20 protein-coding genes and 1 tRNA gene are annotated in these 23,885 nt (G+C 65.8%); 10 read left to right on the top strand and 11 right to left on the bottom strand.

Annotated elements, in window-relative coordinates:
- Nucleotides 1–89: 89 nt before the first annotated feature.
- Nucleotides 90–1,016 carry an ABC transporter ATP-binding protein gene (locus tag ACW9UR_RS08140; RefSeq protein ID WP_458916465.1) on the top strand — a complete coding sequence of 309 codons (927 nt, stop codon included), beginning with the start codon at nt 90–92 and terminating at the stop codon, nt 1,014–1,016.
- The gene (locus ACW9UR_RS08145; protein WP_458916466.1) at nt 1,016–1,777 is read left to right on the top strand and encodes an ABC transporter permease; all 762 of its coding nucleotides are present in this window, start codon (nt 1,016–1,018) and stop codon (nt 1,775–1,777) included. The genes ACW9UR_RS08140 and ACW9UR_RS08145 overlap by 1 nt, the downstream gene beginning before the upstream one ends.
- Before the next feature lie 13 nt (nt 1,778–1,790).
- Here ACW9UR_RS08145 and ACW9UR_RS08150 read toward each other — a convergent pair whose 3' ends face one another.
- From ACW9UR_RS08150 to ACW9UR_RS08185, 8 genes are all read right to left on the bottom strand, one after another.
- On the bottom strand, nt 1,791–2,234 hold the full coding sequence (locus ACW9UR_RS08150) for a hypothetical protein (protein WP_458916467.1): 444 nt from the start codon (nt 2,232–2,234) through the stop codon (nt 1,791–1,793).
- A 139-nt stretch (nt 2,235–2,373) separates the two neighbouring features.
- Nucleotides 2,374–2,448: transfer RNA gene (locus tag ACW9UR_RS08155), tRNA-Gly, on the bottom strand.
- 79 nt (nt 2,449–2,527) lie between these two features.
- Complete coding sequence (locus ACW9UR_RS08160) at nt 2,528–3,832, bottom strand: MFS transporter (protein ID WP_458916468.1); 1,305 nt, start codon at nt 3,830–3,832, stop codon at nt 2,528–2,530.
- A 112-nt stretch (nt 3,833–3,944) separates the two neighbouring features.
- A complete protein-coding gene (locus ACW9UR_RS08165; protein ID WP_458916469.1) occupies nt 3,945–7,388 on the bottom strand; it encodes a pyruvate carboxylase in 3,444 nt (1,147 codons plus the stop codon).
- 107 nt (nt 7,389–7,495) lie between these two features.
- A complete protein-coding gene (locus ACW9UR_RS08170) occupies nt 7,496–8,389 on the bottom strand; it encodes a GntR family transcriptional regulator (RefSeq protein WP_458916470.1) in 894 nt (297 codons plus the stop codon).
- A 71-nt stretch (nt 8,390–8,460) separates the two neighbouring features.
- Nucleotides 8,461–9,363, bottom strand: a complete 903-nt coding sequence (locus ACW9UR_RS08175; protein ID WP_458916471.1) for a phytanoyl-CoA dioxygenase family protein — start codon at nt 9,361–9,363, stop codon at nt 8,461–8,463.
- Entirely contained in the window at nt 9,360–11,339 is a 1,980-nt protein-coding gene (locus ACW9UR_RS08180; RefSeq protein WP_458916472.1) for a monovalent cation:proton antiporter-2 (CPA2) family protein, read from the bottom strand. Before ACW9UR_RS08180 ends, ACW9UR_RS08175 begins: the two co-directional genes overlap by 4 nt.
- Nucleotides 11,340–11,342: 3 nt before the next feature.
- Nucleotides 11,343–11,960, bottom strand: coding sequence for an NAD(P)H-dependent oxidoreductase (locus ACW9UR_RS08185; RefSeq protein WP_458916473.1), 618 nt, complete (start codon nt 11,958–11,960; stop codon nt 11,343–11,345).
- Between the two features lie 142 nt (nt 11,961–12,102).
- Here ACW9UR_RS08185 and ACW9UR_RS08190 point away from each other — a divergent pair, with 142 nt between their 5' ends.
- On the top strand, nt 12,103–14,490 hold the full coding sequence (locus ACW9UR_RS08190) for an ATP-dependent helicase (protein WP_458916474.1): 2,388 nt from the start codon (nt 12,103–12,105) through the stop codon (nt 14,488–14,490).
- On the opposite strand, the gene ACW9UR_RS08195 is transcribed toward ACW9UR_RS08190, so the two are convergent.
- On the bottom strand, nt 14,487–16,097 hold the full coding sequence (locus ACW9UR_RS08195) for a BCCT family transporter (RefSeq protein WP_458916475.1): 1,611 nt from the start codon (nt 16,095–16,097) through the stop codon (nt 14,487–14,489). The genes ACW9UR_RS08190 and ACW9UR_RS08195 overlap by 4 nt on opposite strands.
- Nucleotides 16,098–16,230: 133 nt before the next feature.
- Nucleotides 16,231–17,442 carry an aminopeptidase P family protein gene (locus ACW9UR_RS08200; RefSeq protein ID WP_458916476.1) on the bottom strand — a complete coding sequence of 404 codons (1,212 nt, stop codon included), beginning with the start codon at nt 17,440–17,442 and terminating at the stop codon, nt 16,231–16,233.
- 267 nt (nt 17,443–17,709) lie between these two features.
- On the opposite strand from ACW9UR_RS08200, the gene ACW9UR_RS08205 reads away from it, so the two are divergent.
- From ACW9UR_RS08205 to ACW9UR_RS08215, 3 genes are read left to right on the top strand one after another with little or no spacing between them, the layout of a single operon-like run.
- On the top strand, nt 17,710–18,054 hold the full coding sequence (locus ACW9UR_RS08205; RefSeq protein ID WP_458916477.1) for a GerW family sporulation protein: 345 nt from the start codon (nt 17,710–17,712) through the stop codon (nt 18,052–18,054).
- 7 nt (nt 18,055–18,061) lie between these two features.
- Nucleotides 18,062–18,628, top strand: a complete 567-nt coding sequence (locus ACW9UR_RS08210; RefSeq protein ID WP_458916478.1) for a hypothetical protein — start codon at nt 18,062–18,064, stop codon at nt 18,626–18,628.
- The gene (locus tag ACW9UR_RS08215; RefSeq protein WP_458916479.1) at nt 18,625–18,882 is read left to right on the top strand and encodes a hypothetical protein; all 258 of its coding nucleotides are present in this window, start codon (nt 18,625–18,627) and stop codon (nt 18,880–18,882) included. The genes ACW9UR_RS08210 and ACW9UR_RS08215 overlap by 4 nt, the downstream gene beginning before the upstream one ends.
- A gap of 87 nt (nt 18,883–18,969) precedes the next feature.
- Here ACW9UR_RS08215 and ACW9UR_RS08220 read toward each other — a convergent pair whose 3' ends face one another.
- Nucleotides 18,970–19,191, bottom strand: a complete 222-nt coding sequence (locus ACW9UR_RS08220) for a DUF1127 domain-containing protein (RefSeq protein WP_458916480.1) — start codon at nt 19,189–19,191, stop codon at nt 18,970–18,972.
- Nucleotides 19,192–19,575: 384 nt separating this feature from the next.
- Here ACW9UR_RS08220 and ACW9UR_RS08225 point away from each other — a divergent pair, with 384 nt between their 5' ends.
- From ACW9UR_RS08225 to ACW9UR_RS08240, 4 genes are all read left to right on the top strand, one after another.
- Nucleotides 19,576–20,856 (top strand): MFS transporter, encoded by a 1,281-nt coding sequence (locus tag ACW9UR_RS08225; RefSeq protein ID WP_458916481.1) that lies wholly within the window; start codon nt 19,576–19,578, stop codon nt 20,854–20,856.
- 119 nt (nt 20,857–20,975) lie between these two features.
- Nucleotides 20,976–22,160: an ABC transporter substrate-binding protein gene (locus tag ACW9UR_RS08230; protein WP_458916482.1), complete on the top strand. Its 1,185-nt coding sequence runs from the start codon at nt 20,976–20,978 to the stop codon at nt 22,158–22,160.
- A gap of 88 nt (nt 22,161–22,248) precedes the next feature.
- Nucleotides 22,249–23,031, top strand: a complete 783-nt coding sequence (locus tag ACW9UR_RS08235; protein WP_458917164.1) for an ABC transporter ATP-binding protein — start codon at nt 22,249–22,251, stop codon at nt 23,029–23,031.
- A gap of 148 nt (nt 23,032–23,179) precedes the next feature.
- Nucleotides 23,180–23,884: an ABC transporter ATP-binding protein gene (locus ACW9UR_RS08240; RefSeq protein WP_458916483.1), complete on the top strand. Its 705-nt coding sequence runs from the start codon at nt 23,180–23,182 to the stop codon at nt 23,882–23,884.
- The last annotated feature ends 1 nt before the right edge of the window (nt 23,885 follow it).

Here is a 23,885-nt window from a genome sequence, read left to right on the forward strand (position 1 = left end):
GACACCGTTCTGTCAGCAGGGTGATGTTGAGCATTGCCACACGCGCCGGCCCCGCTAGGGTGCCGCTGAAACCTTCGCGGGGCATTTCCATGACGGCAATCGTAGACATCCGCGACCTGACCAAGACCTATGGCTCGGGTCACCAGGCGCTGAAGGGCGTCAACCTGCAAATCGAAGAGGGCGAGATCCTGGCGTTGCTCGGCCCCAACGGGGCCGGCAAGACGACGATGATCTCGGTTATCTGCGGCATCACCAATCCCAGCTCGGGCACGGTCACCGTGGCCGGGCACGACATCATCAAGGACTTCCGCGCGGCCCGCGCGGCAATCGGCCTCGTGCCGCAGGAAGTGGCCCTGGAGCCATTCTCCAAGGTGCAGGATACCGTCGCCTATACCCGTGGCCTGTTCGGTAAAGCCCCCGACCCGGCCCGGATCGAGGCAATCCTGCGCAACCTCTCGCTCTGGGAGAAGCGCGACGCGCAGATCAACGAACTGTCGGGCGGCATGAAGCGCCGGGTGCTTATTGCCAAGGCGCTGAGCCACGAGCCGCGCGTGCTGTTCCTGGACGAGCCCACCGCAGGCGTCGACGTGGAGCTTCGCAAGGACATGTGGCGCATCGTCGAGGAGCTGCGCGAAAGCGGCGTCACGATCATCCTGACCACCCACTACATCGAAGAGGCCGAGGCCATCGCCGACCGGGTGGGCGTCATCAATCAGGGGCAACTGCTGCTGGTCGAGCAGAAGGATGCGCTCATGGCCCGCATGGGCCGCAAGGAGATGCAGATCGAACTGCAGGAACCTGCCACAGACCTGCCGGAGACGCTCTCGGGCTACAACCTCGAGCGCAACGAGGACGGCAGCGTGCTTACCTACGTCTACGACAGCCAGGCCGAACGCACCGGCATCACCCGCCTGTTGTCGGACCTGAACGCCGCCGGGCTGAACGTACGGGACGTGCAGACACGCCAAAGCTCGCTCGAGGAAATCTTCGTCGGACTGGTGAAGGAGGACGCCTGATGAACTGGCAAGCCATCCGCGCGATCTATTTCTCGGAGATGGCGCGTACCGTGCGCACGCCGCTGCAAAGCCTCGTGTCGCCGGTCATCTCGACCTCGCTTTATTTCGTCGTGTTCGGATCGGCCATCGGCAACCGGATCCAGGAGGTAGAGGGCATCGAGTACGGCGCCTTCATCGTGCCGGGTCTGATCATGCTGACGATCATGATGCAGGCGGTGTCGAACGCGTCCTTCGGGATCTACTTCCCGAAGTTCATCGGCACGTTCTTCGAGCTGTTGTCCGCTCCGATCACCTACCTCGAGATCGTGATCGGCTTCGTCGGGGCGGCGGCCACCAAGTCGCTGGTGATCGGACTGATCATCCTTGCGACCGCCGCCTTCTTCGTCGACCTGCGGATCGCGCACCCGGTCCTGATGACGGCCTTCCTGGTGCTGACCTGCGTGACTTTTGCGCTGCTCGGTTTCATCATCGGCATCGTCGCGAAGAACTTCGAGCAGTTGCAGCTTGTACCGCTGCTGGTCGTCACGCCGCTGGTCTTCCTCGGCGGTAGTTTCTACTCGGTCGCGATGCTCTCGCCGTTCTGGCAGACGGTGACGCATTTCAACCCGGTGCTCTACCTGATCAGCGGCTTCCGCTGGAGCTTCTACGAGGTTTCGGACGTCGGCGTAGGCATCAGCCTGTTCGCGATCACCCTGTTCCTGGCGCTTTGCCTCGCGGTGACCTGGTGGCTGTTCCGCACCGGCTACCGGATCAAGAGCTGAGCCGGCGGGCGGCTCAGCCGTTCTGCAGACGATACTCGAGGCGGGGCCAGTCCGGTCCCGCCAACCAGGTGCCAAGCTCCGCTCGGAACGCCTCTCTGTCCGGGCTTGTGCCAGTCCGCCACCACCACCGGACCCGCGCCGCCCTCTCGCCTTTCAGCGACGGATAGACGTAAAGACAGCCGAGGTACGTGCCCTCGCCGTCCTCGATCACCCAGGCAAAGCTGCGGCGGCAGTCGAACTCCCGTTGATGCCAGGCGAGGTCGAGGTAGTTTTCCTCGGCGGTCAGCCCCTCGGGCCAGGTCATGTTCGGATTGGCCGCCTTGATGTCCGCCGCGCTTTCCATCACCGCCGCATAATCACGATCTTGGTCCGAGACGCCCAGCGCCTTGAGGCATACGGCCCCCAGATCATGCTCTCGGGGGATCTTCCATCCGGCGAATTCGGGATGCGGTTCCACGGGTCACGCTCCGGCAAGGGCTGGCGGTCGCGGATATGATGCCCGCGACACGGCCCGCTTGTCAGCAGATTCGAGGCTCTGAAACGACGAAGGGCCGCTTGCGCGGCCCTGTCATGCTCCGCCAGGAGCGTCCGAAATCTGGAGCGGGCGATGAGATTCGAACTCACGACCCTTACCTTGGCAAGGTAATGCTCTACCCCTGAGCTACGCCCGCGCTCCGATTTCGTGGGGGCGGTTATGATTGATTCACGAACCGGCTGCAAGCGGAAAAATGCACCGCCCCCAGAAGTTTTTCACGCATCTTCCCGGTCCATTTCCGGCTTGCTTTCCAGCGCAGTTTCCGCTGCGTTTTCAGCACCTTCCTCATCCTCGATACCGGGATTCAGAACGTTGGTCTGAGGCGTGGTCTGGGCGCCGACGGGCGCGGTGTGGAAGCTGGCCTTCTCGTCCTGTCGGGGCGCTTCGCGCCGCGAAATCCGCCAGGCGCCGTACAGAATCAAGGCGACATGTGCCGCCAGCGAGTTCATGAACAGGCCCGACGGTCCGGCCAGGTTCATCATCAGACCGCCGAGAAGCGGGCCGATGATCGAGCCGATCCCGAACAGCAGCAGCAGGCCCCCGCTGGTCCTCAGGAAATACCCCTCCGGCGCGTGGTCGTTGGCATGGGCCACGATCACCGGGTACATCGCATAGACCGACGCCCCGAAGACGCTGGCGAGGCCAAGGACAAGCATCGGCGTGGTCGGCGCGATGAAAACGAAGGTCACGTCCACTGCAGCGGCGACCGCAGCCAGGCCCAGCAGCACGAAGCGCCGATCCATCCGGTCCGACAGGAAGCCGACCGGCACCTGAAGCGCCGCGCCCGCGACAACGGCGATCGACATGAAGATGGCGATGGTGTCGACGGTCAGCCCGATCCGCGCGCCATAGACGGCGCCCAGCGTACCGAAGGCCCCGTTCGAAACGCCGACCAGGATCACGCCGATCACCGCCAGTGGCGAATTTCGCCACAGCGCGGGCAGATCAAGGCTGACCCCGACCATCGGCTGCGGCGCAATCTGCCGCGTCACGGCCGTGGGCAGCAGCGACAGCGCGTAGAAGATCGCCGCCAGCACGAAGAACGAGTATCCCGTCGGGTCCCCGGTCATCAGCAGCATCTGCCCCGCGGTCGTCGCCGCTAGGTTGACCATGGTGTAGATGCCGAAGACACCACCCCGCGCCTCGCCCGGGGTGCGCTCGTTGATCCAGCTCTCGACGATCATCGCCGCGCCCGCGAAACAGAAGCCCGCCAGGGCGCGCAGCACGATCCAAGCCCAGGCGTGGATGAACAGCAGCGACAAAAGGATCGACACCGCCGCCAGTCCCGCCATGACCGAGAACGCCCGGATATGTCCGACGCGGCCCACCAGCTTGGGCACCGACAGGCAGCCGCTGACATAGCCCAGCGCCCAGCCCGTCCCCAGCAGACCCAGCGAGAAGGACGAGAACCCCTCGGCCGTGCCCCTGAGCGGCAGGATCAGACCATTGATCCCGCCTGCGAACATCAAGGCCGCCGAACCCAGCAGCAGCGCCCCGATCGTTGCGAACCGATTCTGCACCGCGGTGCCTCCCGTGCTGATACCGGGTCCTTTTGCAGCCGGGCGACGACGCTATCAAGGCCGCCCGGCGCATCGGCGAGGAGCCGCCCGAATGCCCGGGCGGCCTGTTCCGTCAGTCGGCCTCGAATTCGACCAGCAGGTCCTTGGCGTCGATCTGCGCGCCGGCGGGAACGTGTACCGCCTTCACCACCGCGTCGCGGTCGGCGTAGATCCCCGTTTCCATCTTCATCGCCTCGATGGTCAGCAGCAGATCACCCTCGGCCACCGACTGGCCCGCCGAGACCGAGATGCTGGCGACCACGCCCGGCATCGGTGCACCGACGTGGGCCGGGTTCGCCATATCCGCCTTGGCGCGCGCCACATCGCTGCCCGAGACCTTGCGGTCCGACACACGGATCGTGCGCGGCTGGCCGTTCAGCTCGAAGAAGACGCGGACCTGGCCCTCCTCGTTGGTCTCGCCCACGGCCTGCAGGCGGATCTCGAGGATCTTGCCCGGGTCGATCTCGACCGAGATCTCCTCGCCCGGCTCCATGCCATAGAAGAAGACCGGCGTCGGCAGGGTGCGGACGGGACCGTAGATCTCGTGCCGCTGGCGGTAGTCGGTGAAGACCTTCGGGTACATCAGGTAGCCGCAGAGGTCCTCGTCATCGACCTCGCCGCCGTCCAGCTTGTCGGTGATCTCCTTACGCGCGGCCTCCATGTCCACCGGGGCCATCTTTGCACCGGGACGGCCCAACTCGGGCTCCTCGCCGCGCAAAATCTTCTTTTGCAGCGCCGCCGGCCATCCGCCCGGAGGCTGACCGAGGCTGCCGCGCATCATGTCGACGACCGAATCCGGGAAGGACATGTCACGCCCGGGGTCTTCGACGTCCGCGCGGGTCAGGCCCTGTGCGACCATCATCAGCGCCATGTCACCGACGACCTTGGACGAGGGCGTCACTTTCACGATGTCGCCGAACATCTGGTTCACCTCGGAGTACATCTTGGCGACCTCGTGCCAACGGGTGTCCAGCCCCATTGAACGCGCCTGCGCCTTGAGGTTGGTGAACTGCCCCCCCGGCATCTCGTGCAGGTAGACCTCGGATGCCGGGGCCATCAGCCCGCTTTCGAAGGCCGCGTACTTGCGGCGCACGGCCTCCCAGTAGTCCGAAAATTCGCGGATCACCGCCGGATCGATCCCCGTGTCGCGCGGCGTGTTGCGCAGCGCCTCGACGATCGAGCCGAGGCAAGGCTGCGAGGTCCCGCCCGACAGCGCGTCCATCGCCGCGTCCACGGCATCCGCACCGGCCTCGGCGGCCGCCAGAACGGTCGCCCCCGCGATCCCCGAAGTATCGTGCGTGTGGAAGTGGATCGGCAGCCCGACCTCTTCTTTCAGCGTGCGGATCAGCTTGCCCGCCGAGGCGGGTTTCAGCAGACCCGCCATGTCCTTCAGACCCAGTACATGCGCGCCCGCGTCCTTAAGCTGCTGGCCCATCTCGACATAGTACTTCAGGTCGTACTTGGCCCGGTCCGGGTCCAGGATGTCGCCGGTGTAGCAGATCGTGCCCTCGCAGATCTTGCCGCTTTCCAGCACCGCGTCCATGGCGACGCGCATGTTCTCGACCCAGTTCAGGCTGTCGAAGACGCGGAACACGTCGACGCCGCTTTCGGCGGCCTGCGCCACGAAACCCTTTACCACGTTGTCCGGGTAGTTGGTGTAGCCCACCCCGTTCGAGGCGCGCAGCAGCATCTGCGTCAGGATGTTCGGCATCCGCGTGCGCAGGTCGCGCAGACGCTGCCACGGGCATTCCTGCAGGAAGCGATAGGCCACGTCGAAGGTCGCGCCGCCCCAGCATTCCATCGAGAACAGCTGCGGCAGGTTGTGCGCATAGGCGTCCGCGACCTGCACCATGTCATAGCTGCGCATCCGGGTCGCCAGCAGGCTCTGATGGCCGTCGCGCATGGTGGTGTCGGTCAGCAGCACCCGCTCCTGCGCCAGCATCCAGTCGGCAACCGCCTGCGGCCCCTTCTCGTCCAGTAGCGTCTTCGTTCCCGGCGGCGGCGCATCCGCACGCAGCGCAGGGGGCTTGGCCTGGGTCTCGGCCGGGCGCGGATGGCCCTGCGTCTCGGGGTGCCCGTTTACGGTGATGTCAGCGATATAAGTCAGCACCTTCGAGGCGCGGTCGCGGCGCGGCGCGAACTCGAACAACTCGGGCGTCGAGTCAATGAACTTCGTCGTGTACTCGTTGTTCAGGAACGTCGGGTGCTTCAGCAGGTTCTCGACGAACGCGATGTTGGTGCTGACGCCGCGGATCCGGAACTCGCGCAAGGCGCGGTCCATGCGGGCGATCGCCATCTCGGGCGTCGGCGCCCAGGCGGTGACCTTCTCAAGCAGCGAGTCGTAGTAGCGGGTGATGACCGCACCGGAATAGGCGGTGCCGCCGTCGAGGCGGATGCCCATGCCCGTCGCGCCCCGATAGGCGGTGATCCGGCCGTAGTCGGGGATGAAGTTGTTCTGCGGGTCCTCGGTGGTCACGCGGCACTGGATCGCGTGGCCGTTCAGGCGCACACCGTCCTGGCTGTCGACGCCGGTCGCCTCGGCGATGGTCTTGCCCTCGGCCAGCAGGATCTGGGCGCGGACGATGTCGATGCCGGTGACCTCCTCGGTCACGGTGTGCTCGACCTGGACGCGGGGGTTCACCTCGATGAAGTAGAAGGCGCCGCTGTCCATATCCATCAGGAACTCGACGGTGCCGGCACAGTGATAGCCGACATGGGCGCAGATCTTCCGGCCCAGAGCGCACAATTCTTCGCGCTGCTCCTGGCTGAGGTAGGGCGCCGGAGCGCGCTCGACGACCTTCTGGTTGCGGCGCTGGACCGAGCAGTCACGCTCCCACAGGTGATACATTCCGCCGAACTGGTCGCCGAGGATCTGCACCTCGACGTGCCGGGCGCGCAGGATCATCTTCTCCAGATAGCCCTCGCCGTTACCGAAGGCGTTCTCGGCCTCGCGCCGGCCCTCCAGCACCTTGTCCTCAAGCTCGTCCGGGCTCATCACCGGGCGCATGCCGCGCCCGCCGCCGCCCCAGCTGGCCTTGAGCATGAAGGGATAGCCGACCTCCTCGGCCATCCGGCGCACCTCGTTCATGTCGTCGGGCAGGACCTCGGTCGCCGGAATGACCGGCACCCCAGCCTCGAGCGCCACGCGGCGGGCGCTGGCCTTGTCGCCGAGCGCGCGCATCGTCTCGGCCTTGGGGCCGATGAAGGTGATGCCGGCCTTCTCGCAGGCATCGACCAGCTCGGGGTTCTCAGAAAGCAGGCCGTAGCCCGGGTGGATCGCATCGGCGCCGGACATCTTGGCGACGCGGATGATCTCGGGAATCGAAAGATAGGCCGCAACCGGCCCCATCCCTTCTCCAATGCGGTACGCCTCGTCCGCCTTGAAGCGGTGCAGCGAGAGCTTGTCCTCCTCCGCAAAGACCGCGACTGTTCGCTTCCCCATCTCGTTCGCGGCGCGCATCACTCGGATGGCAATTTCGCCTCGGTTTGCGATCAGGATCTTGCGAAATGTTTTCATGGGAAGCAGCCTTCGTGCGGGATTGTTGCGCCGCAAGCTAGCTTGTCGCGGCGCAACATACAATCGGATCGACGAAATGCCGTGTTCGAGGCCCGGCACAAGCCCCTTCAGTCGAAAACGACCGAGTCCATCAGCGTGCTACGCGCCGACTGCAGGTGCTTTTCGAAGGCAACGCGCGCGGCCTCTCTGTCGCCTGCCAGCAGCGCATCTATCACCGCCAGGTGCTCGTGCGTGGCGGTCAAGTTCCGGGCCTTCTCGTCACCCTTGTGCCAGCGGTAGTGGAAGTGGAAAATCAGCGAGATCAGCTCATAGAAATCACCGATGAACCGGTTGTCGAGCCGGTCGATGAACAACCTGTGGAACTGCTCGTCTAGGCGAGGAAACTTCAGGTAGTCCTCGTCGATATACTCCGCCAGCGACTGGTGCGCCTTACGCATCTCCCGCAGGGTTTCTGCCTCTTCCGCGATACCGCCCGACGCGACGAACGCCTCGAAGGCGCGGACCTCGAACATCTCGCGCACGTCGAAAAGCTCGGATGCATATTCGCGGGTGAAGCCCAGCAGCACCCAGTGCCGGTTCGGCTCCTTACGGATGAGCCCGAAACGCGAAAACCGGATGAGGTACTCGCGGATCGCCGAGGAACTGACGCCGAACTCCCGCGCCAACTCGCTCTCGCGCAGGATAGCCCCGGGGCGCGGATCGCCGCCCAGCAGGTACTCCATGAACCGGGTCTCGATCTTCTCGCCGGCGGACTTGGTCTCGTCCTCGGGAAAGTAGTCCGCCTTCACCGGCGCGCGAAGCACCTGCTTGCGGCGGCCTTCCCAGACGATGATGCCGGTCTGGCTGAGATGGTCCAGCACCGCCCGCACGGTCGTGCGGCTTGAGTTCAGAACCGTCGCAAGCTCCGCCTCGGGCGGCAACTGTGCGCCACGCCCCAGATCTGCGATATACCCCAGACTGCGGTTGAAGGCTTCCTTGTAGACGCTGTTGCTGCGCGACACCGTGCATTTCCCGTTATTTTGGCAGGCAGGTTATTCGGCGGCACGCACCAGTTGCAATGGAATTGCGTGCCTCAGCGTCCGATCGGGGCGAATGGGAAGGGTCTGAGCGAGCCATAAAGCGACAAGCGCTCGGCCCCGTCTACCGCGTCACCGCGACGATGGAAACCAAGTGTGTCGGCAAGAACCAACGTGTTCGCCGGCACCTCGAATACGCGCGGTTTGGCCATATCCAGATCGTGCAGCTTGTCCTCGTCGATGCGGAACGCTCCGAAACGGGTGCCCCGCCGCCACCGCACGATCCGTTGCGCCTCGGAGTTTTCCCAGGCCAGCCGCTTTGCATCGAGCCGGTGCGTGCCCGGCACGAAGATGAACGGCCCCTGCTCCAGCTTCACCGGGCGCAGGAAATACCAGAACTTGACTGACGCATGGAACGTGTCCCGGTGCATGTCCTTCTGGTCATCGTGGGCGTCCACCTGCCGGCCGTGGCGGGTGATGTAGATCGAGACCTTGCTGGCAGGAAAAGGCAGTCCGACTGCGGCCTTGCTCAGCGATGACAGACGTTCGTCCGCCGCGGCTCTCGCCGTCTCGGGCATGGTTGCGGGGTCGATGTTGATGAACCGGTTGATCGTGCCGCCGTCAGCCCGGTCGAAGCCCCACGGGAAATGCTTCGGCTTCCCAAAACCTTCGTCGTGAGACGGTCCGAGCGGGGATTGTTCGGCGACCCGCGCGACCGTCGCTTCGACTTCGCGTGAAAGAGCGTCGAACCGCTCGGGGGGCAGGAAATCCCGGATCTCGACGCAGCCGTCACGGCGGAGGGTCTCCGCGTCGGTGCTTCCGGTCCTTCCCCGCCGTCGCATCTCGTTGGCGATATCAGCGGCACGCATCCGCGCGGCGTGCAGCCCACGGTCGTTCAGCCAGCGATTGCCGAGCCAGCGGTCATTGAGATCCTTGCTGGCAGAAAAGATGCTTATCATACCTTGCCCTCTACTTCCGGCGCGTCTGGCGTGTCTTCGTTCGCGTCGTCCGCCGCCCCCTTGTTCCGGTTTACAGTCCCGCCCTTCGGCGGCGGGGTCCATGCGCGCTCGGCCTTCTCGTGCAGGGTCCGGCGCAGGCCCATCATCGACTCGTTCAGGCGCTGATTGATCTCGCGGGCCTTGTCGGCATAGGCCTCGTTCTCCCACAGGGTCAGGTCCGGGTCCCAAAGCCGCGCGAGGTCGGCGAGGTCTGCACGGTCCTGCTTGACGTAGAGCCGCGCGGCGCGCTCGGCCTCGAACGGATGATGACCCATCGCCAGCATCGCGTAGCGCCCGGCGCGAACGGACGCGTCGAAGGTCTCGCGGACGATGTCGCGGGCCCCGGCGGCGTAAAGCCGGTAGACATGCTCCCGGTCATAGGCGCGGGCGACGACGTGCACATGCGGATGTTCGCGAGTGACATAGTCCACCATCTTCACGGCGGCCTCGGGATCGTCCACCGCGATCACGATCACCCGGGCGTCGCGGATGCCGGCAGCCAGCAGCAGGTCCGGTCGCGAGGGATCGCCAAAAAAGGCACGCACGCCGAACTTGCGCAGCCCCGAGATCAGGTCGTTGTGATAGTCCAGAACCACCGTCTTGTGGCCGTTCGCCAGCAGCATCCGGTTGACGATCTGCCCGAAGCGGCCGAGGCCCGCGATGATCACCGGTCCGGTCTCGTCGATCTCGTCGTCGTCGGGCCTGTCGACGTCGACCCGGCTGGCGATCAGCTTGTCGTAGGCGATGAACAGCACCGGCGTCAGCAGCATGGAAAGCGTGACGATCATGTTAAGCAGTTGCCCCGTCTCGCGCGGGATCACGCCGTTCTGCGTCGTGAAGCTGACCAGCACGAAGCCGAACTCCCCCGCCTGGGCCAGGCTCAGCGTGAACAGCCAGCCCGCCGAGCCGCGGATCCGGAACAGCTTGGCCAGCGAGAACAGCACCCCCGCCTTCAGTGCCATCACCAGTAGCGTCAGGCTGACGATCAGAAATGCGTCCTGGGCGAAAGCGTCGAAGTTGATCAGCGCCCCGACGGTGATGAAGAAGAGGCCCAGAAGCAGGCCCTTGAAGGGTTCGATGTCCGCTTCCAGCTCGTGCCGGTACTCCGAGTTGGCCAGCACAACACCCGCAAGGAAGGTCCCCAGCGCCGGAGACAGGCCGACCACGGTCATCAGCAGGGCGATGCCGATGACCAGCAGCAGCGCGGCGGCGGTAAAGATCTCGGGCAGCTTGGCCTCAGACAGGAAGCGGAAAACCGGTCGTGTCAGGAAATGACCGCCACCGACGATCACCCCGACCGAGCCGAGCAGCACGAGAGTAACGATCCAGCCCGGCTGCCCCTCCAGCAGGTTCATGTCCTCGCCACCACCCCCGGCAGTGAAGATGATGTTCGAAAGTCCGGCGTCGGTGGCCTCGATAAGCTGCGGCGCCGCCAACAGCGGGATCAGCGCCAGCATCGGGATCACCGCGATGTCCTGGGTCAGCAGCACGCTGAAGGCCGCACGCCCACCGTCCGTGCGGGTCAGCCCCTTCTCGCCCAGCGTCTGCATCACGATCGCGGTCGACGACAACGAGAACGTCAGACCGATCGCAAGCGCCACAGTCCAGTGAAGCCCGAACGCCATCGCCGCCAGCGTGATCAGCACCGTCGTCACGCTGATCTGCAAGCCGCCGAGGCCCAGCAGCCGGTGCCGCATGCCCCACAGGTGGCGTGGCTCGAGCTCCAGCCCGATCAGGAACAGCATCATCACCACACCGAACTCGGCATAGTGCTGAAGGTCCTGCGTCTCGGTGCCGACGATGCCCAGGATCGGGCCTATGATCATGCCCGCGATCAGGTAGCCCAGTACCGAACCGAGCCCCAGCCGCTTGGCGATCGGCACCATGATCACCGCTGCAAGCAGGTAGATGAACGCCTGGTAGAGGAACGTGGCCACCGTTCAGTCCTCCGCGATCAGGTGGCGCTCGAGGTCCATCTCGTCACCCTGCGCCGCCAGGTCCAGATCCAGCCGGTTGTCGACCAGCGCTTCGAGAAGGTCCTCCCAACGCTCTAGATGCGCCTCGACTTGGCCCCGCTCCCGCGCCGAGCGTGCGCCGTGCAGCACGAAGGGCGGCAGGTAGCGCATTCCGCACAGCGCCGCCGTCTGCTCCAGCGGGGCCAGCAGCTGGCGCATCGTGAAGTTGTTGTACCCGCCCGGCCCATAGGCATCCGCCGGACCGCCGGTGGAACAGGCGCTGAAGAAGGTCTTGCCGTGCAGCATGGTGCCGTTCTCGCCATAGGCCCAGCCGTATTCGAGTACCAGATCCTGCCATTCCTTCAGCATTGCGGGCGTCGAATACCAGTAGAACGGGTGCAGGAAGATCAGGACCTGGTTCTCTTCCAGCCGCTCGTGCTCGGTGTCCACGTCGATGTCCAGGTTCGGGTATTCGCCATAGAGGTCGACGACCGTCACGCCCGGGACCCATTCCGCAACGCGCGCCATCGGCAGGATCACCTCGGACCGGCGGGGCGACGGGTGTGCGTACAGGATCAGCACCTTGCTGCGGGGTCGGGTCATGGGGCGGCCTCGTCACTTCTGACATGACCCTAGATCGGCGGAAGCCCCCCGTCGACAACCCAGCGGCGCACGCGATGCCGAAACATGGAACATCTGGCGAACATACTTTTCATTTCCGGCGTTTGACGCTAAATCTGGGGCCATGAGCAGTTGGCAACACGATGAATCGCGCGCCTTCGAGGAATGGGAGCAGCGACCGTTGTCGGAACGCGCCATGGCGGCGCGTCCGATGCCCTATCTCGACGGGCTGAATCCCGCCCAGCGCGCAGCGGTCGAAGCACTCGACGGTCCGGTGCTGATGCTGGCAGGCGCGGGCACCGGCAAGACGCGGGCGCTGACCGCGCGGATCGCGCATCTGCTGACCACCGGCAAAGCCCAGCCGAACGAGATCCTCGCCGTGACCTTCACCAACAAGGCCGCGCGCGAGATGAAGGACCGCGTCGGTGGGCTCGTCGGCGGCCGGATCGAGGGAATGCCGTGGCTCGGCACTTTCCACTCGATCTGTGTCAAGCTGCTGCGCCGCCATGCCGAACTGGTCGGGCTCAAGACCAACTTCACCATCCTCGACACCGACGACCAGCTGCGCCTGCTGAAGCAGCTGATCCGGGCCGAGAACGTGGACGACAAGCGCTGGCCCGCGCGGATGCTGCTGGGCCTGATCGACCGCTGGAAGAACCGCGCCTGGACGCCAAGCCAGGTGCCGGGGTCGGAGGCCGGCGCCTACAACCATCGCGGCACCGAGTTCTACGAGCAGTACCAGGAACGGCTCAAGGTCCTGAACGCCGTCGATTTCGGCGACCTGCTGCTGCATGTGGTCCGCATCTTCCAGGAACACCCCGACGTGCTGGAGAAATACCAGCGCTGGTTCCGCTACATTTTGGTGGACGAGTACCAGGACACCAACGTCGCCCAGTACCTCTGGCTGCGGCTGCTGGCGGGCGGACACAAGAACATCTGCTGCGTCGGCGACGACGACCAGTCGATCTACGGCTGGCGCGGGGCCGAAGTGGGCAACATCCTGCGGTTTGAAAAGGACTTTCCAGGCGCGACCGTGATCCGGCTGGAGCAGAACTACCGCTCGACGCCGCACATCCTCGCGGCGGCAAGCGGCGTGATCGCGGCAAACGAGTCGCGGCTTGGCAAGACACTTTGGACCGACGCGGACGAGGGCGACAAGGTCCGCCTGATCGGCCACTGGGACGGCGAGGAAGAGGCACGCTGGATAGGCGAGGAGGTCGAGGCTTATCAAAGCGGCACTCGCGGGCACGAGGCGCTCTCGCTCAACGACATGGCGATCCTTGTCCGCGCGTCCTTCCAGATGCGCGCCTTCGAGGACCGATTCCTGACCATCGGCCTGCCCTACCGCGTCATCGGCGGCCCCCGCTTCTACGAGCGGATGGAGATTCGGGACGCGATGGCCTATTTCCGCGTCGTGGTCAGCCCCGACGATGGCCTCGCCTTTGAACGCATCGTCAACGTCCCCAAGCGCGGCATCGGCGACAAGGCGCAACAGACCATCAACCAGGCCGCCCGGATGAACGGCGTCTCGCTGCTGGAAGGCGCGCGCATCGCGCTGGCCGACGGCGGGATCAAGGGCAAGGCGGCGGGCGAGTTGCGCGCGCTGATCGACAGTTTCGACCGCTGGTCCAAGCTGCTTGCGGAAGGCACGCACACACACGTCGAACTGGCCGAGATCATTCTCGACGAATCCGGCTACACAGCCTTCTGGCAGAACGACAAGACGCCCGAAGCGCCGGGCCGGCTGGAAAACCTCAAGGAACTGGTGAAGGCGCTCGACGAGTTCGAGAACCTGCAAGGCTTCCTGGAACACGTTTCCCTGGTGATGGAGAACGAGCAGGAGGACGCCGCCGCCAAGGTCTCGATCATGACGCTGCACGCGGCCAAGGGCCTCGAGTTTCCCTGCGTCTTCCTGCCGGGATGGGAGGACGGCCTCTTCCCCAGCCAGCGCACGATGGATGAAAGCGGCTTGAAGGGCGTCGAGGAAGAACGCCGCCTCGCCTATGTCGGTATCACCCGCGCCGAAAAGCACTGCACGATCAGCTTCGCGGCGAACCGGCGTGTCTACAACCAATGGCAATCGGCCCTGCCCTCGCGCTTCATCGACGAACTCCCGGCCGAGCATGTCGAGGTGCTGACGCCACCCGGCCTCTACGGCGGCGGCTACGGCGCGGCGGCCCCGGCGGCGCACGAGATTCCCGGCGTGATGCGCGGCAGCGACCTGCCCGAGAAGGCGGCGCGCGCCGATGTCTACAACTCGCCCGGCTGGAAGCGGATGCAGACCCGCGCCGGTCACCGGTCGGCCCGCCAGCCGCAGGAAGCGCGCAATATGGTCATCGACGCGCAGGCGACGCCCGCGTTCGATCTGGGCGAGCGGGTCTTCCACCAAAAGTTCGGCTACGGCGCGGTCACCGAGATAGAAGGCGACAAGATGACCGTCGAGTTCGAGAAGGCGGGCACCAAGAAGGTCGTCGCCTCCTATCTCAGCGCAGCCGACTCGATCCCGTTCTAGAACTCCTCGAGCTCGGGCCGCTTGCCGATCGTGATGTGGTCGATCTCCTCAAGCGCGAAGCCGCGGATGATCGACGGGATCATCATGCTCACGAGGCAGAAGATCGGTAGCCCGACGACGGTGATGACCTCCTGCAGGGCGGTCAGACCCGCGTCGCCGGCCAGGACGATCAGCATGGCCGCGACCAGCCCCTCAGCCGCGCCCCAGAACACACGCTGACCCACCGGGCCGGGGCGTTGCTCGCCGGTGCAGAGCATGTCCACCACCAGCGAGGCCGAGTCGGACGAGGTCGCGAAAAAGATCGCCACGATGACCACGGCCAGTCCCTGCACCAATTCGACCATCGGGAAATGCTCGAAGAAGGCGAACATCGCCAGCGGCACGGACTCGGCGACAGCCACGCTGATCTCGCCGGCGCTGCCGTTCATGCCCGCACGGTGCGCGAGGCCGATCCCGTCAATCTCCATCGCCTGCCAGCCAAAGATCGCGAACCAGACCAGCGTGAACAGCGACGGCGCCAGCAGCACGCCGAAGACGAACTCCCGGATCGTGCGCCCGCGCGAGATGCGCGCGACGAACAGGCCGATGAACGGCGACCAGGTTACAGTCCAGGCCCAGTAGAACACCGTCCAGCTGCCCTGCCAGCCCCAGTCCGCATTGTCCGGGTTCTGGTTCGCCAGCATGTCGTTCCAGAACGCCAGTCGCGGCAGGTTCTCGAAATAGAGCCCGAAGGTCTCGACGATGCCGCGCAGCAGGAACAGGGTCGAGCCGGTCACAAGAACGAAGATCATCAGTCCGACCGCCAGGCCGATGTTGATGTTCGAAAGCACCTTCACGCCCTTGTCGAGCCCCGCGACGATCGAGCCGACCGCGACCAATGTCAGCACCGCGAGGATCGCCACCTTCAGCCCGACGCCGTCGCCCCAACCGAAAAGCGCCGACAGCCCCGCCGCGATCTGGCTTGAGCCCAGCCCCAGCGACACCGCCACGCCGAAAAGCGTGCCGAGAATCGCCGCGATATCGATGGCCTTGCCGATCGGCCCATGGATTCCCTCGCGCAGCAGCGGGTAGAAGACCGAACTCACCCGCACCGGCAGATCGTAGCGGTTGATGAAGTAGGCGAAGGCCAGCCCCGGCAGCGTGAAGATCGTCCAGGTGTGCAGGCCCAAGTGATAGATCGCGATCGAGATCGCATCCCGTGCCGCCTCTTCCGAGTAGGGCGCAACGCCCGGCAGGGGCGGTTTCGAGAAATGGCTGATCGGCTCGGCCACGCCCCAGAACATCAAGACAGTGCCGATGCCGCCCGCGAACAGCATGGTGAACCAGCTGAGGTCCGAGTACTCGGGTTTGCTGTCCTTCGGTCCCAGCCGGATATGCCCGTGCCGACTGCTGGCGGCCCAGATCAGAAAACCCAGCCAGACATTGACGCCGAGGATGAAGAACCAACCGAGGTTGCGGACGATCCAAGCCCGCCCCATGGCAAAGGCCTCGCCGATGGGACCGGGCAGCAAAACCAGAAGCAGGACAAAAAGCGCCATGAAACCGGCGGAGAAGAAGAAAATTACGGGGTCGGTGCGCAATCCAAGGCGGCTGGCCAAATGCTTCAAGGAATCCTCTCGGGCGTCTTAGCGGTCTGTCGGCTCAATGTCTCTCACGAGCGCGCCACACACAGCGCGCCCGTTGAGGGAAATTCCCCACCCCTGTCATTGTTCCGTACCGATTTGAGCCGTGCGTCCGGCCTCAGCCGGGGATCACGTTCGCCTCGGGACCGTAAGGAAAGCCGGTGATGTTCTCGGAGCCCTCGGGCGTGACGATCAGGATGTCATGCTCACGGTAGCCGCCCGCGCCCGGCGTGCCCTCGGGCACCCAGAGCATCGGCTCCATCGAGACGACCATCCCCGGCGCAAGCACCGTGTCGATATCCTCGCGCAACTCCAGCCCTGCTTCGCGGCCGTAGTAGTGGCTGAGGATGCCGAAAGAGTGCCCGTAGCCGAAGCTGCGATATTGCAGCAGACCCTCGCCCTCGAGGAACCGGTTCAGCTCCGCGCAGATCTGGGCGCAACTGATACCGGGGCGGATCAGCGACAGGCCCAGTTCGTGAGCAGCTACGTTCGCGCGCCACAGCCGCAACGTTTCGGCATCCGGCTCGCCCAGAAACAGCGTCCGCTCCAGCGCAGTGTAGTAGCCAGAGATCATCGGGAACGTGTTGAGACTCAGCAGATCGCCCGATCGCAACGCCCGCGTGGTCACCGGGTTGTGTGCGCCGTCGGTGTTGAGCCCGGACTGGAACCAGACCCAGGTATCGCGCAACTCGCTGTCCGGATGCGCGCGGGCGATCTCGGCCTCCATCGCATCGCGCCCGGCCATCGCCACGTCGATCTCCCGCGCGCCGGTGCGGATCGCATCCCGTATGGCAGCGCCGCCCAGATCCGCGATCCGGGCCCCCTCGCGGATCAGGGCGATCTCCTCGTCGGACTTCAGCATCCGCGCGGCCATGGTCGCCGGGGCGATGTCCACCGGCTCGGCGCCCAGGAACTCGCCCAGCTTGTCGCGCTGCGCCAGCGTCAGGTGATCCGCTTCGATCCCCAACCGGGTCGGTGGGCCGACCAACTCGCGCACCGCGCGCCAGTAGTTGTCGCGCCGCCAGTCGGTGTAGATGACGTTCTCGCCCACCGAGCGCCGCCAAGGTTGTCCGCCGTCGATGTTCGCGCTGACCGTGGCGCAAGCGTCCTGTGTCACCACGCAGCCATAGGGCCGCCCGAAGCTGCAATGGAGGAACCCCGAGTAGTAGGCGATGTTGTGCATCGACGTCAGAAGCACGGCCGGCAGGTCCTGCGCGGCCATGATGCGGCGCAGCTCGGTCAGTCGCCGGTCGTACTCGGCGGCGCTGAAGGGCAGCGGAGCCTTTTCGCCGTTGTGGCAGGTGAAGCGGTCTGGGCGTTCGCTCGACATGGCGCATCCTCGTCCAAGGACCGGACGCGACGACACGCGCCCGGCGTCTCGTCCGGGCGTTCAGGACAGGGGATCATCGAACAGATGATTGCGCGGCGGCCTTGGTCAGCGACGCCATCGCCGTGCGCCACGCGGGCGCAGATTACGACCGCTCCAATCGCGGATCAAGCGCCCCGGGCCGCGTGCCGGGGACTTGATACCGGTCAAGGCGCGGCCGCGCGTCAGAGGTGATCCTGCCGCCACAAGAGTCTTCAGAAGGAGGGGGCAATGGAAGACGTGGAACGGCTGCTCAAGGGCACGGTCGAGGAACTCGACCGCCTGCTGAATGCGCGCAACGTGCTGGGGGATCCGATCGAACGCGATGGGACGACGGTGATCCCGATCGTCAGCTTCGGGTTCGGATTCGGCGCGGGCGGCAATACCGGAGGCAAGTCGGGCACCGGGTCGGGCACGGGCGCGGGCGGCGGCATCAAGCCGCTGGGCGCGATCATCTTCGACTCGCAGGGCGTCCGCGTCGAGGCTGTGAAGGGCGCCGCCTCGAACATCGCCGAGGCCATCGGCGACGTCGCCGGCAAGGCGATGGAACACGCGAACAAGGGCTCCGGCGGCTGAGCGAGCGATGGTGACCGCGCTGCTCTGGGTGCTCGCGGCGCTAGGGCTGCTGCTGGTGGCAGCCCTCATGCTGCCTGTCCGGATACGCCTGACAGCGGGGACCGAGCCCCATCGCCGCGCGCAGATATGGATCAGCGCGCTGGGCGGGGTGATACCGCCGCTTCCGGCCTGGGACAGCGACAAGCGCAAACAGGAAGCAAAGCCGCAGCAGAAGGCCAAGGCCCGGCCCGCCAAGCATAGGGATACCGCGCGGACCCGGCGTCTTTTCATGGCCGGCGTCCGATTGATCCCCGACCTGCTGGGAGAGATCCGGCTCCGCAAGCTTGAAGTCGACGGCGTCCTGGGACTCGACGATCCGGCGGATACCGGCGCGGTGTTCGGGGCACTGTCGCCGCTGCTTTATGCCTTGCCATCGGCGCTACCGGCAGAGACTGCGATCACTCTGCGCCCCGAATTCGGCGGACGGCATCTGGAGGGGCGCTTAGAAGCCGAAATCGGCCTGATCCCAGCCCGCTTCGCCCTTCCGGTCCTGCGCTTCGCATGGGCGGGTTACGGCGTGGGGACCGGGCGATGAGCCTGGCGCTCGATATCGGGCCCACCGTCGCGGGACGGCGCGTCGCGGCACTGGTCGTCTGCGGTGTCCATTCAATACGCGGGGCGCATGGGGTGGGAGTTGCAGGCGGAAAGCAACCGCTCGCCATCCTCGTCGCAAGCGGCGAGCGCGTTGATGCCTGGGACCTATCCGGCGGAAAGATTACCGTCGATCACCTCGACCGACGTTATCCGGGCGCGGCACGGCTCGCCGGGTCGCTTCTGTCCGGATCATGACGCACAAAACGAAAACGCCTGGCGTGATCGCCAGGCGTTTTTGCAATATCGTGCTCGCGTCGATCACACGACGCGCCGCCCTGTCTCTCAGACGGTGCGGGCAGCTTCGCGAGCGATGCGCGGGATGTCGTAGCGCGAAATGCCCAGGTCGGCCAGGTCGCGGTCGGTCAGGGCCAGAAGTTCGGCTTCGGTGCGGCGAACCAGCTTGGCTTCTTCGTAGCGGGCGCGCAGGTCGCGCAGCACGGCGTTGAAACGCTCGCCGAAGGTCGGGCGGGCGGCATAGGCGGTGTTGTGGGTCGTGGTAGCCATCGTATCTTCCTTTCATCGGGCCAAAGGCCCATCTCGTGTCGCCGCAAGGTCCGGCTGCTTCGTGCAGCCCGTACCGCCTTGCGCGCGGTGCGGCGTCATTGCCGCGGGTTTCGTGTTCCGTCGGGGCCATGCCCCGGTTCAGAGTTCCCAGGGGCCTTCTGTGCCCCTCCTCCCGGTCGCGCGGCTGGTCCGCGCCGTCTGTCCGGCCACCGTAGCCCGCCCATGGCGGGGCGCCGGCCGGGAACCTGGGCTGGCACGGCGGGCGGATCATGCTATCTGTGATCCACCGTCCCGATCGGGCATTGCCCGACTTCCCGGTTCCTGTTGCACTGCAATATGGACGCTTTGGCGAAAGCCTCAAGCGGTCCCTTTGGAAAAGCCGTTATGCGTTTAGTTCATAGCCTCGACGACACTGCCCACAAAGACCCAGAACCACCCCGACAACGTGACAAGCCACGAAAGATAAAAGGTAATTTCGCCGCCCTGAAATCCCGCAGCTTCCGGCTCTACCTGGCGGGGGCCGCGTTCTCGCTCCAGGCGATGTGGATCCAGCGCATCACATTTGCCTGGATCGCATGGCAACTGTCCGGATCGGCGGCCTTCGTGGGCCTTGTCGCCTTTCTCGGATTTGCCCCCACGATGCTCTCGGGACCGGTGTTCGGTGCGCTGATCGACCGGGTGCCGCTGATCCCGGCGGCCAAGACCGCACAGGCCGCATTGCTGGGACTGGCCGTGCTGGCGGCGGCGATGTACTCCGCCGACATGCTGGGACAGACCGCGCTTGCCCTGCTCTCGCTCACCTACGGGTTCATAATGTCGGCGCACCACCCGGTCCGGATGAGCCTCGGCCCACTTCTCGCGGCACAGGAGCACGTCTCCTCGGTGATCGCGTTCACGTCGATCAACTTCAACCTCGCGCGCAGCATCGGCCCGGCGATCGGCGGCGCGCTGATCCACGCCTGGGGACCGGGCGCGGCGCTCTGGGTGATCGCGGCCTGCCTTGTCCCGAACCAGATCGCTCTGCGCATGCTCAGACCCCGCGACCGCGCGCCCTCGGACGAGAAACCCGGCAGCCTGATCGAGGGCCTTGCCCACGGCGTCAGCTATGCCTGGAGCAACCGCTTCCCACGGCTGATCCTGCTGCTGACCGGCTCGTTCGCGCTGCTCGGCCGCGGTATGCTCGAGATCCTGCCCCTTGTCGCGGACGGCGTGTTCCAGCGCGGGCCGACGGGTCTCGGCACGCTGACCTCGGTCGCGGGCCTCGGCGCACTGGCGGCGGCGGCGCTGGTGATGATCCTGCCCGCGCCCCTGCCCGGCCGCCTGCCCCGCCCGGCGGTGGCGGCAGTTGCCCTCGGCCTCGGCCTGACGCTTGTGGTCGCGCTCTCGACCAACTGGCCGCTGACCGTCGCCTCGGTCGCGCTGCTGGGCGCGGCGGGCACGGTGATGGGCGTCTCGGTCCAGTCGGCGCTGCAGCAGGTGCTGACCGACGGCTACCGGGGCCGGGTCATGAGCCTGTGGGTGATGACCGGGATCGGAGGCTCGGCCCTCGGCGCACTGCTGATGGGCGGCCTTGCGGATCTGCTCGGCCTCGGCTGGGCGGCGGTGATCCTGCTAGTGCTGGCGCTGCTGCCGCTGACGCTGGCCCGGATGCGCCCGGCGATCTGACGCACCGTTCCCTCTGCGCCAACCCCTTGGGCGGCTTGCGCGTTCCGGGCAAGTCGATAATGTTCCGACTGTCGAATCCAGCCGGGACATGCATCCCGGCACCTACAGGGAGAATAGTCATGCGCAACCTTCTGCTCGCCACCGCGGCAGGCGCCCTCGTCGGGGGCGCCGCCATGGCGCAGGACACCAACGTCGGCATCATCTTCGGCTTCACCGGCCCGATCGAATCGCTGACCCCGCCGATGGCCGCCAGCGCCGAGCTGGCGATGAAGGAAGTCTCGGACAGCGGCAAGCTGTTGGACGGCATCACGCTGACCCCGGTGCGCGCCGACTCGACCTGCGTCGACAGCGCCGCCGCCACCGCCGCGGCGGAACGCCTGGTGACCTCGGACAACGTCGTGGCCATCGTCGGCGCCGACTGCTCGGGCGTGACCACCGCCGTGGCCAACAACGTGGCCGTGCCGAACGGCGTCGTGATGGTGTCGCCCTCGGCGACCTCGCCGGCGCTTTCGAGCATCGAGGACAACGACCTGTTCTTCCGCACCGCCCCCTCCGACGCCCGCCAGGGCGAGGTTCTGGCGAACATCGTCAAGGACAATGGCTATGACGAAGTGGCCGTGACCTACACGAACAACGACTACGGCAAGGGCCTCAGCGACAGCTTCATCTCCAGCTTCGAGGCGCTGGGCGGCTCGGTATCGATCAACGCCGCGCACGAGGACGGCAAGGGCGACTACTCGGCCGAGGTCGGCGCGCTGGCTGCGGCCGGCGGCGGCCTGCTGGTCGTGCTTGGCTACGCCGACCAGGGCGGCGTGGGCATCGTGCAGACCGCGCTCGACACCGGCGCGTTCGACACCTTCGCCTTCGGCGACGGCATGTTCGCCGACAGCCTGCTGGAAGCCATTGGCGACGGGCTGGAAGGCTCGATCGGCTCGGTTCCCTGGTCCGAGGGCGAAGGCACCGACGCCTTCACCGCCGTGGCCGAAGCCGGCGGCGTGGATCCCTCGTCCACCTTCACCCGCGAAAGCTATGATTCGGCGGCGCTGATCGCGCTGGCCATGCAGGCCGGCGGCGCAGCCACCCGCGAGGCGGTTGCCGCGAACCTGCTGGCCGTCGCAAATGAGCCGGGCGAGAAGATCCTGCCGGGCGAACTGGCCAAGGGTCTCGAGATTCTTGCCGAGGGTGGCGAAGTCGATTATGTCGGCGCGACGAATGTCGAGCTGATCGGCCCGGGCGAGGCCGCCGGCACCTATCGCGAATACGTCGTCGAGGCGGGCGAGTACAAGACAGTCCAGTTCCGCTGACACGACGCACAGTTCAACCGGGGGACCCGAGGCGCAGCCGCGCCTTGGGTCCTTCCTTTAACGTGAAGAGCCTGTCATGGCCCGACCCATCATCGAAGTGCGCGACCTGCACATGCACTTCGGCGGCATCCGCGCCGTGGATGGCGCCAGCCTCTCGATCGCCGAGGGATCGATCACCGGGCTGATCGGCCCGAACGGCGCCGGAAAAAGCACCCTGTTCAACGTGATCGCCGGTCTCTACGCGCCGACCTCGGGCCAGGTCCTGCTTGACGGGCAGGACATTTCGGGCCTGCCGCCGCACGAGCTGTTCGGCCGGGGCCTGCTGCGCACCTTCCAGATCGCGCACGAATTTTCGACCCTGACCGTGCGCGAGAACCTGATGATGGTCCCCTCGGGCCAATCGGGCGAGACGCTCTGGGACAGCTGGTTCCGCTACGGCAAGGTCAAGACCGAAGAGAAGGCCATCCGCGCCAAGGCCGACGAGGTGATCGAGTTCCTCGAGATCTCCCATGTCGCGGACGAACTGGCCGGGAACCTTTCAGGCGGGCAGAAGAAACTGCTGGAGCTTGGCCGCACGATGATGGTCGACGCCAAGATCGTCTTCCTCGACGAGGTTGGCGCGGGCGTGAACCGCACGCTACTCAACACGATCGGCGACGCGATCCTGCGCCTGAACCGCGAGCGTGGATACACGTTCTGCATGATCGAGCACGACATGGATTTCATCGGCCGCCTCTGCGATCCGGTCATCGTCATGGCCGAGGGACACGTTCTGACCGAGGGCACCGTGGACGAGGTCAAATCCGACGAGCGCGTGATCGAGGCCTATCTGGGCACCGGGCTGAAAAACAAGCCGGGGGTCGAGGCATGAGCGCCGAAAAATGGCCCGCTGGGGCGGCCCCGAAACAGCCCAGAATCGGCGTTAACGAAGTTTTCACAAACAGTCTGCCTGCAAGATCAATGAGTTACTTGGGTTTTCACGATGAAAACCTCGCCTTTTCATGGTTCGGGGGCAAGCGATGCCCTTCCTGATCGGCGAGTCCATGACCGGCGGCTATGGCGGCGCCGACATCCTCCACGACTGCACGATTTCCGTCGAGAAGGGCGAGATCGCGGTGATCGTCGGCCCCAACGGTGCGGGCAAATCCACCGCGATGAAAGCCGTCTTCGGGATGCTCCCGCTCCGCAAGGGCCGGGTCATGCTGGACGGGCAGGACATCACCGCGCTCAGCCCGCAGGACCGGGTCGCGGCGGGGATGGGGTTCGTCCCCCAGACCTCCAACGTGTTCACCTCTCTGACGGTGCGCGAGAACCTCGAGATGGGCGCCTACCTGCGGGAGGACGATTTCACCGGAACGATGGAGCAGGTCTTCGACCTGTTCCCCATCCTGCGTGAGAAGGCAGCCCAGCCCGCCGGCGAACTCTCCGGCGGCCAGCGCCAGCAGGTCGCCGTCGGCCGCGCGCTGATGACCCAGCCCTCGGTCCTGATGCTGGACGAGCCCACCGCCGGCGTCTCGCCTATCGTGATGGACGAGCTTTTCGACCGCATACTCGAGGTCGCTGCCACCGGCATCGCGATCCTGATGGTCGAGCAGAACGCCAAGCAAGCGCTGAACATCGCCGACCGCGGCTTCGTGCTGGTCCAGGGCGCCAACCGCTTCACCGATACCGGGCAGGCCCTGCTGGCCGACCCGGACGTCCGCAAAAGCTTCTTGGGGGGCTGAG

The organism is Halovulum sp. GXIMD14794 (genome assembly GCF_054457455.1).

What these genes read in the sequence shown, in the direction of transcription:
- ACW9UR_RS08140 (WP_458916465.1), top strand. Translation starts at nt 90, where the DNA reads ATGACGGCAATCGTAGACATCCGCGACCTGACCAAGACCTATGGCTCG.
- ACW9UR_RS08145 (WP_458916466.1), top strand. Translation starts at nt 1,016, where the DNA reads ATGAACTGGCAAGCCATCCGCGCGATCTATTTCTCGGAGATGGCGCGT.
- ACW9UR_RS08165 (WP_458916469.1), bottom strand. Translation starts at nt 7,388, where the DNA reads ATGAAAACATTTCGCAAGATCCTGATCGCAAACCGAGGCGAAATTGCC.
- ACW9UR_RS08175 (WP_458916471.1), bottom strand. Translation starts at nt 9,363, where the DNA reads ATGATAAGCATCTTTTCTGCCAGCAAGGATCTCAATGACCGCTGGCTC.
- ACW9UR_RS08185 (WP_458916473.1), bottom strand. Translation starts at nt 11,960, where the DNA reads ATGACCCGACCCCGCAGCAAGGTGCTGATCCTGTACGCACACCCGTCG.
- ACW9UR_RS08190 (WP_458916474.1), top strand. Translation starts at nt 12,103, where the DNA reads ATGAGCAGTTGGCAACACGATGAATCGCGCGCCTTCGAGGAATGGGAG.
- ACW9UR_RS08200 (WP_458916476.1), bottom strand. Translation starts at nt 17,442, where the DNA reads ATGTCGAGCGAACGCCCAGACCGCTTCACCTGCCACAACGGCGAAAAG.
- ACW9UR_RS08205 (WP_458916477.1), top strand. Translation starts at nt 17,710, where the DNA reads ATGGAAGACGTGGAACGGCTGCTCAAGGGCACGGTCGAGGAACTCGAC.
- ACW9UR_RS08210 (WP_458916478.1), top strand. Translation starts at nt 18,062, where the DNA reads ATGGTGACCGCGCTGCTCTGGGTGCTCGCGGCGCTAGGGCTGCTGCTG.
- ACW9UR_RS08215 (WP_458916479.1), top strand. Translation starts at nt 18,625, where the DNA reads ATGAGCCTGGCGCTCGATATCGGGCCCACCGTCGCGGGACGGCGCGTC.
- ACW9UR_RS08220 (WP_458916480.1), bottom strand. Translation starts at nt 19,191, where the DNA reads ATGGCTACCACGACCCACAACACCGCCTATGCCGCCCGCCCGACCTTC.
- ACW9UR_RS08225 (WP_458916481.1), top strand. Translation starts at nt 19,576, where the DNA reads ATGCGTTTAGTTCATAGCCTCGACGACACTGCCCACAAAGACCCAGAA.
- ACW9UR_RS08230 (WP_458916482.1), top strand. Translation starts at nt 20,976, where the DNA reads ATGCGCAACCTTCTGCTCGCCACCGCGGCAGGCGCCCTCGTCGGGGGC.
- ACW9UR_RS08240 (WP_458916483.1), top strand. Translation starts at nt 23,180, where the DNA reads ATGCCCTTCCTGATCGGCGAGTCCATGACCGGCGGCTATGGCGGCGCC.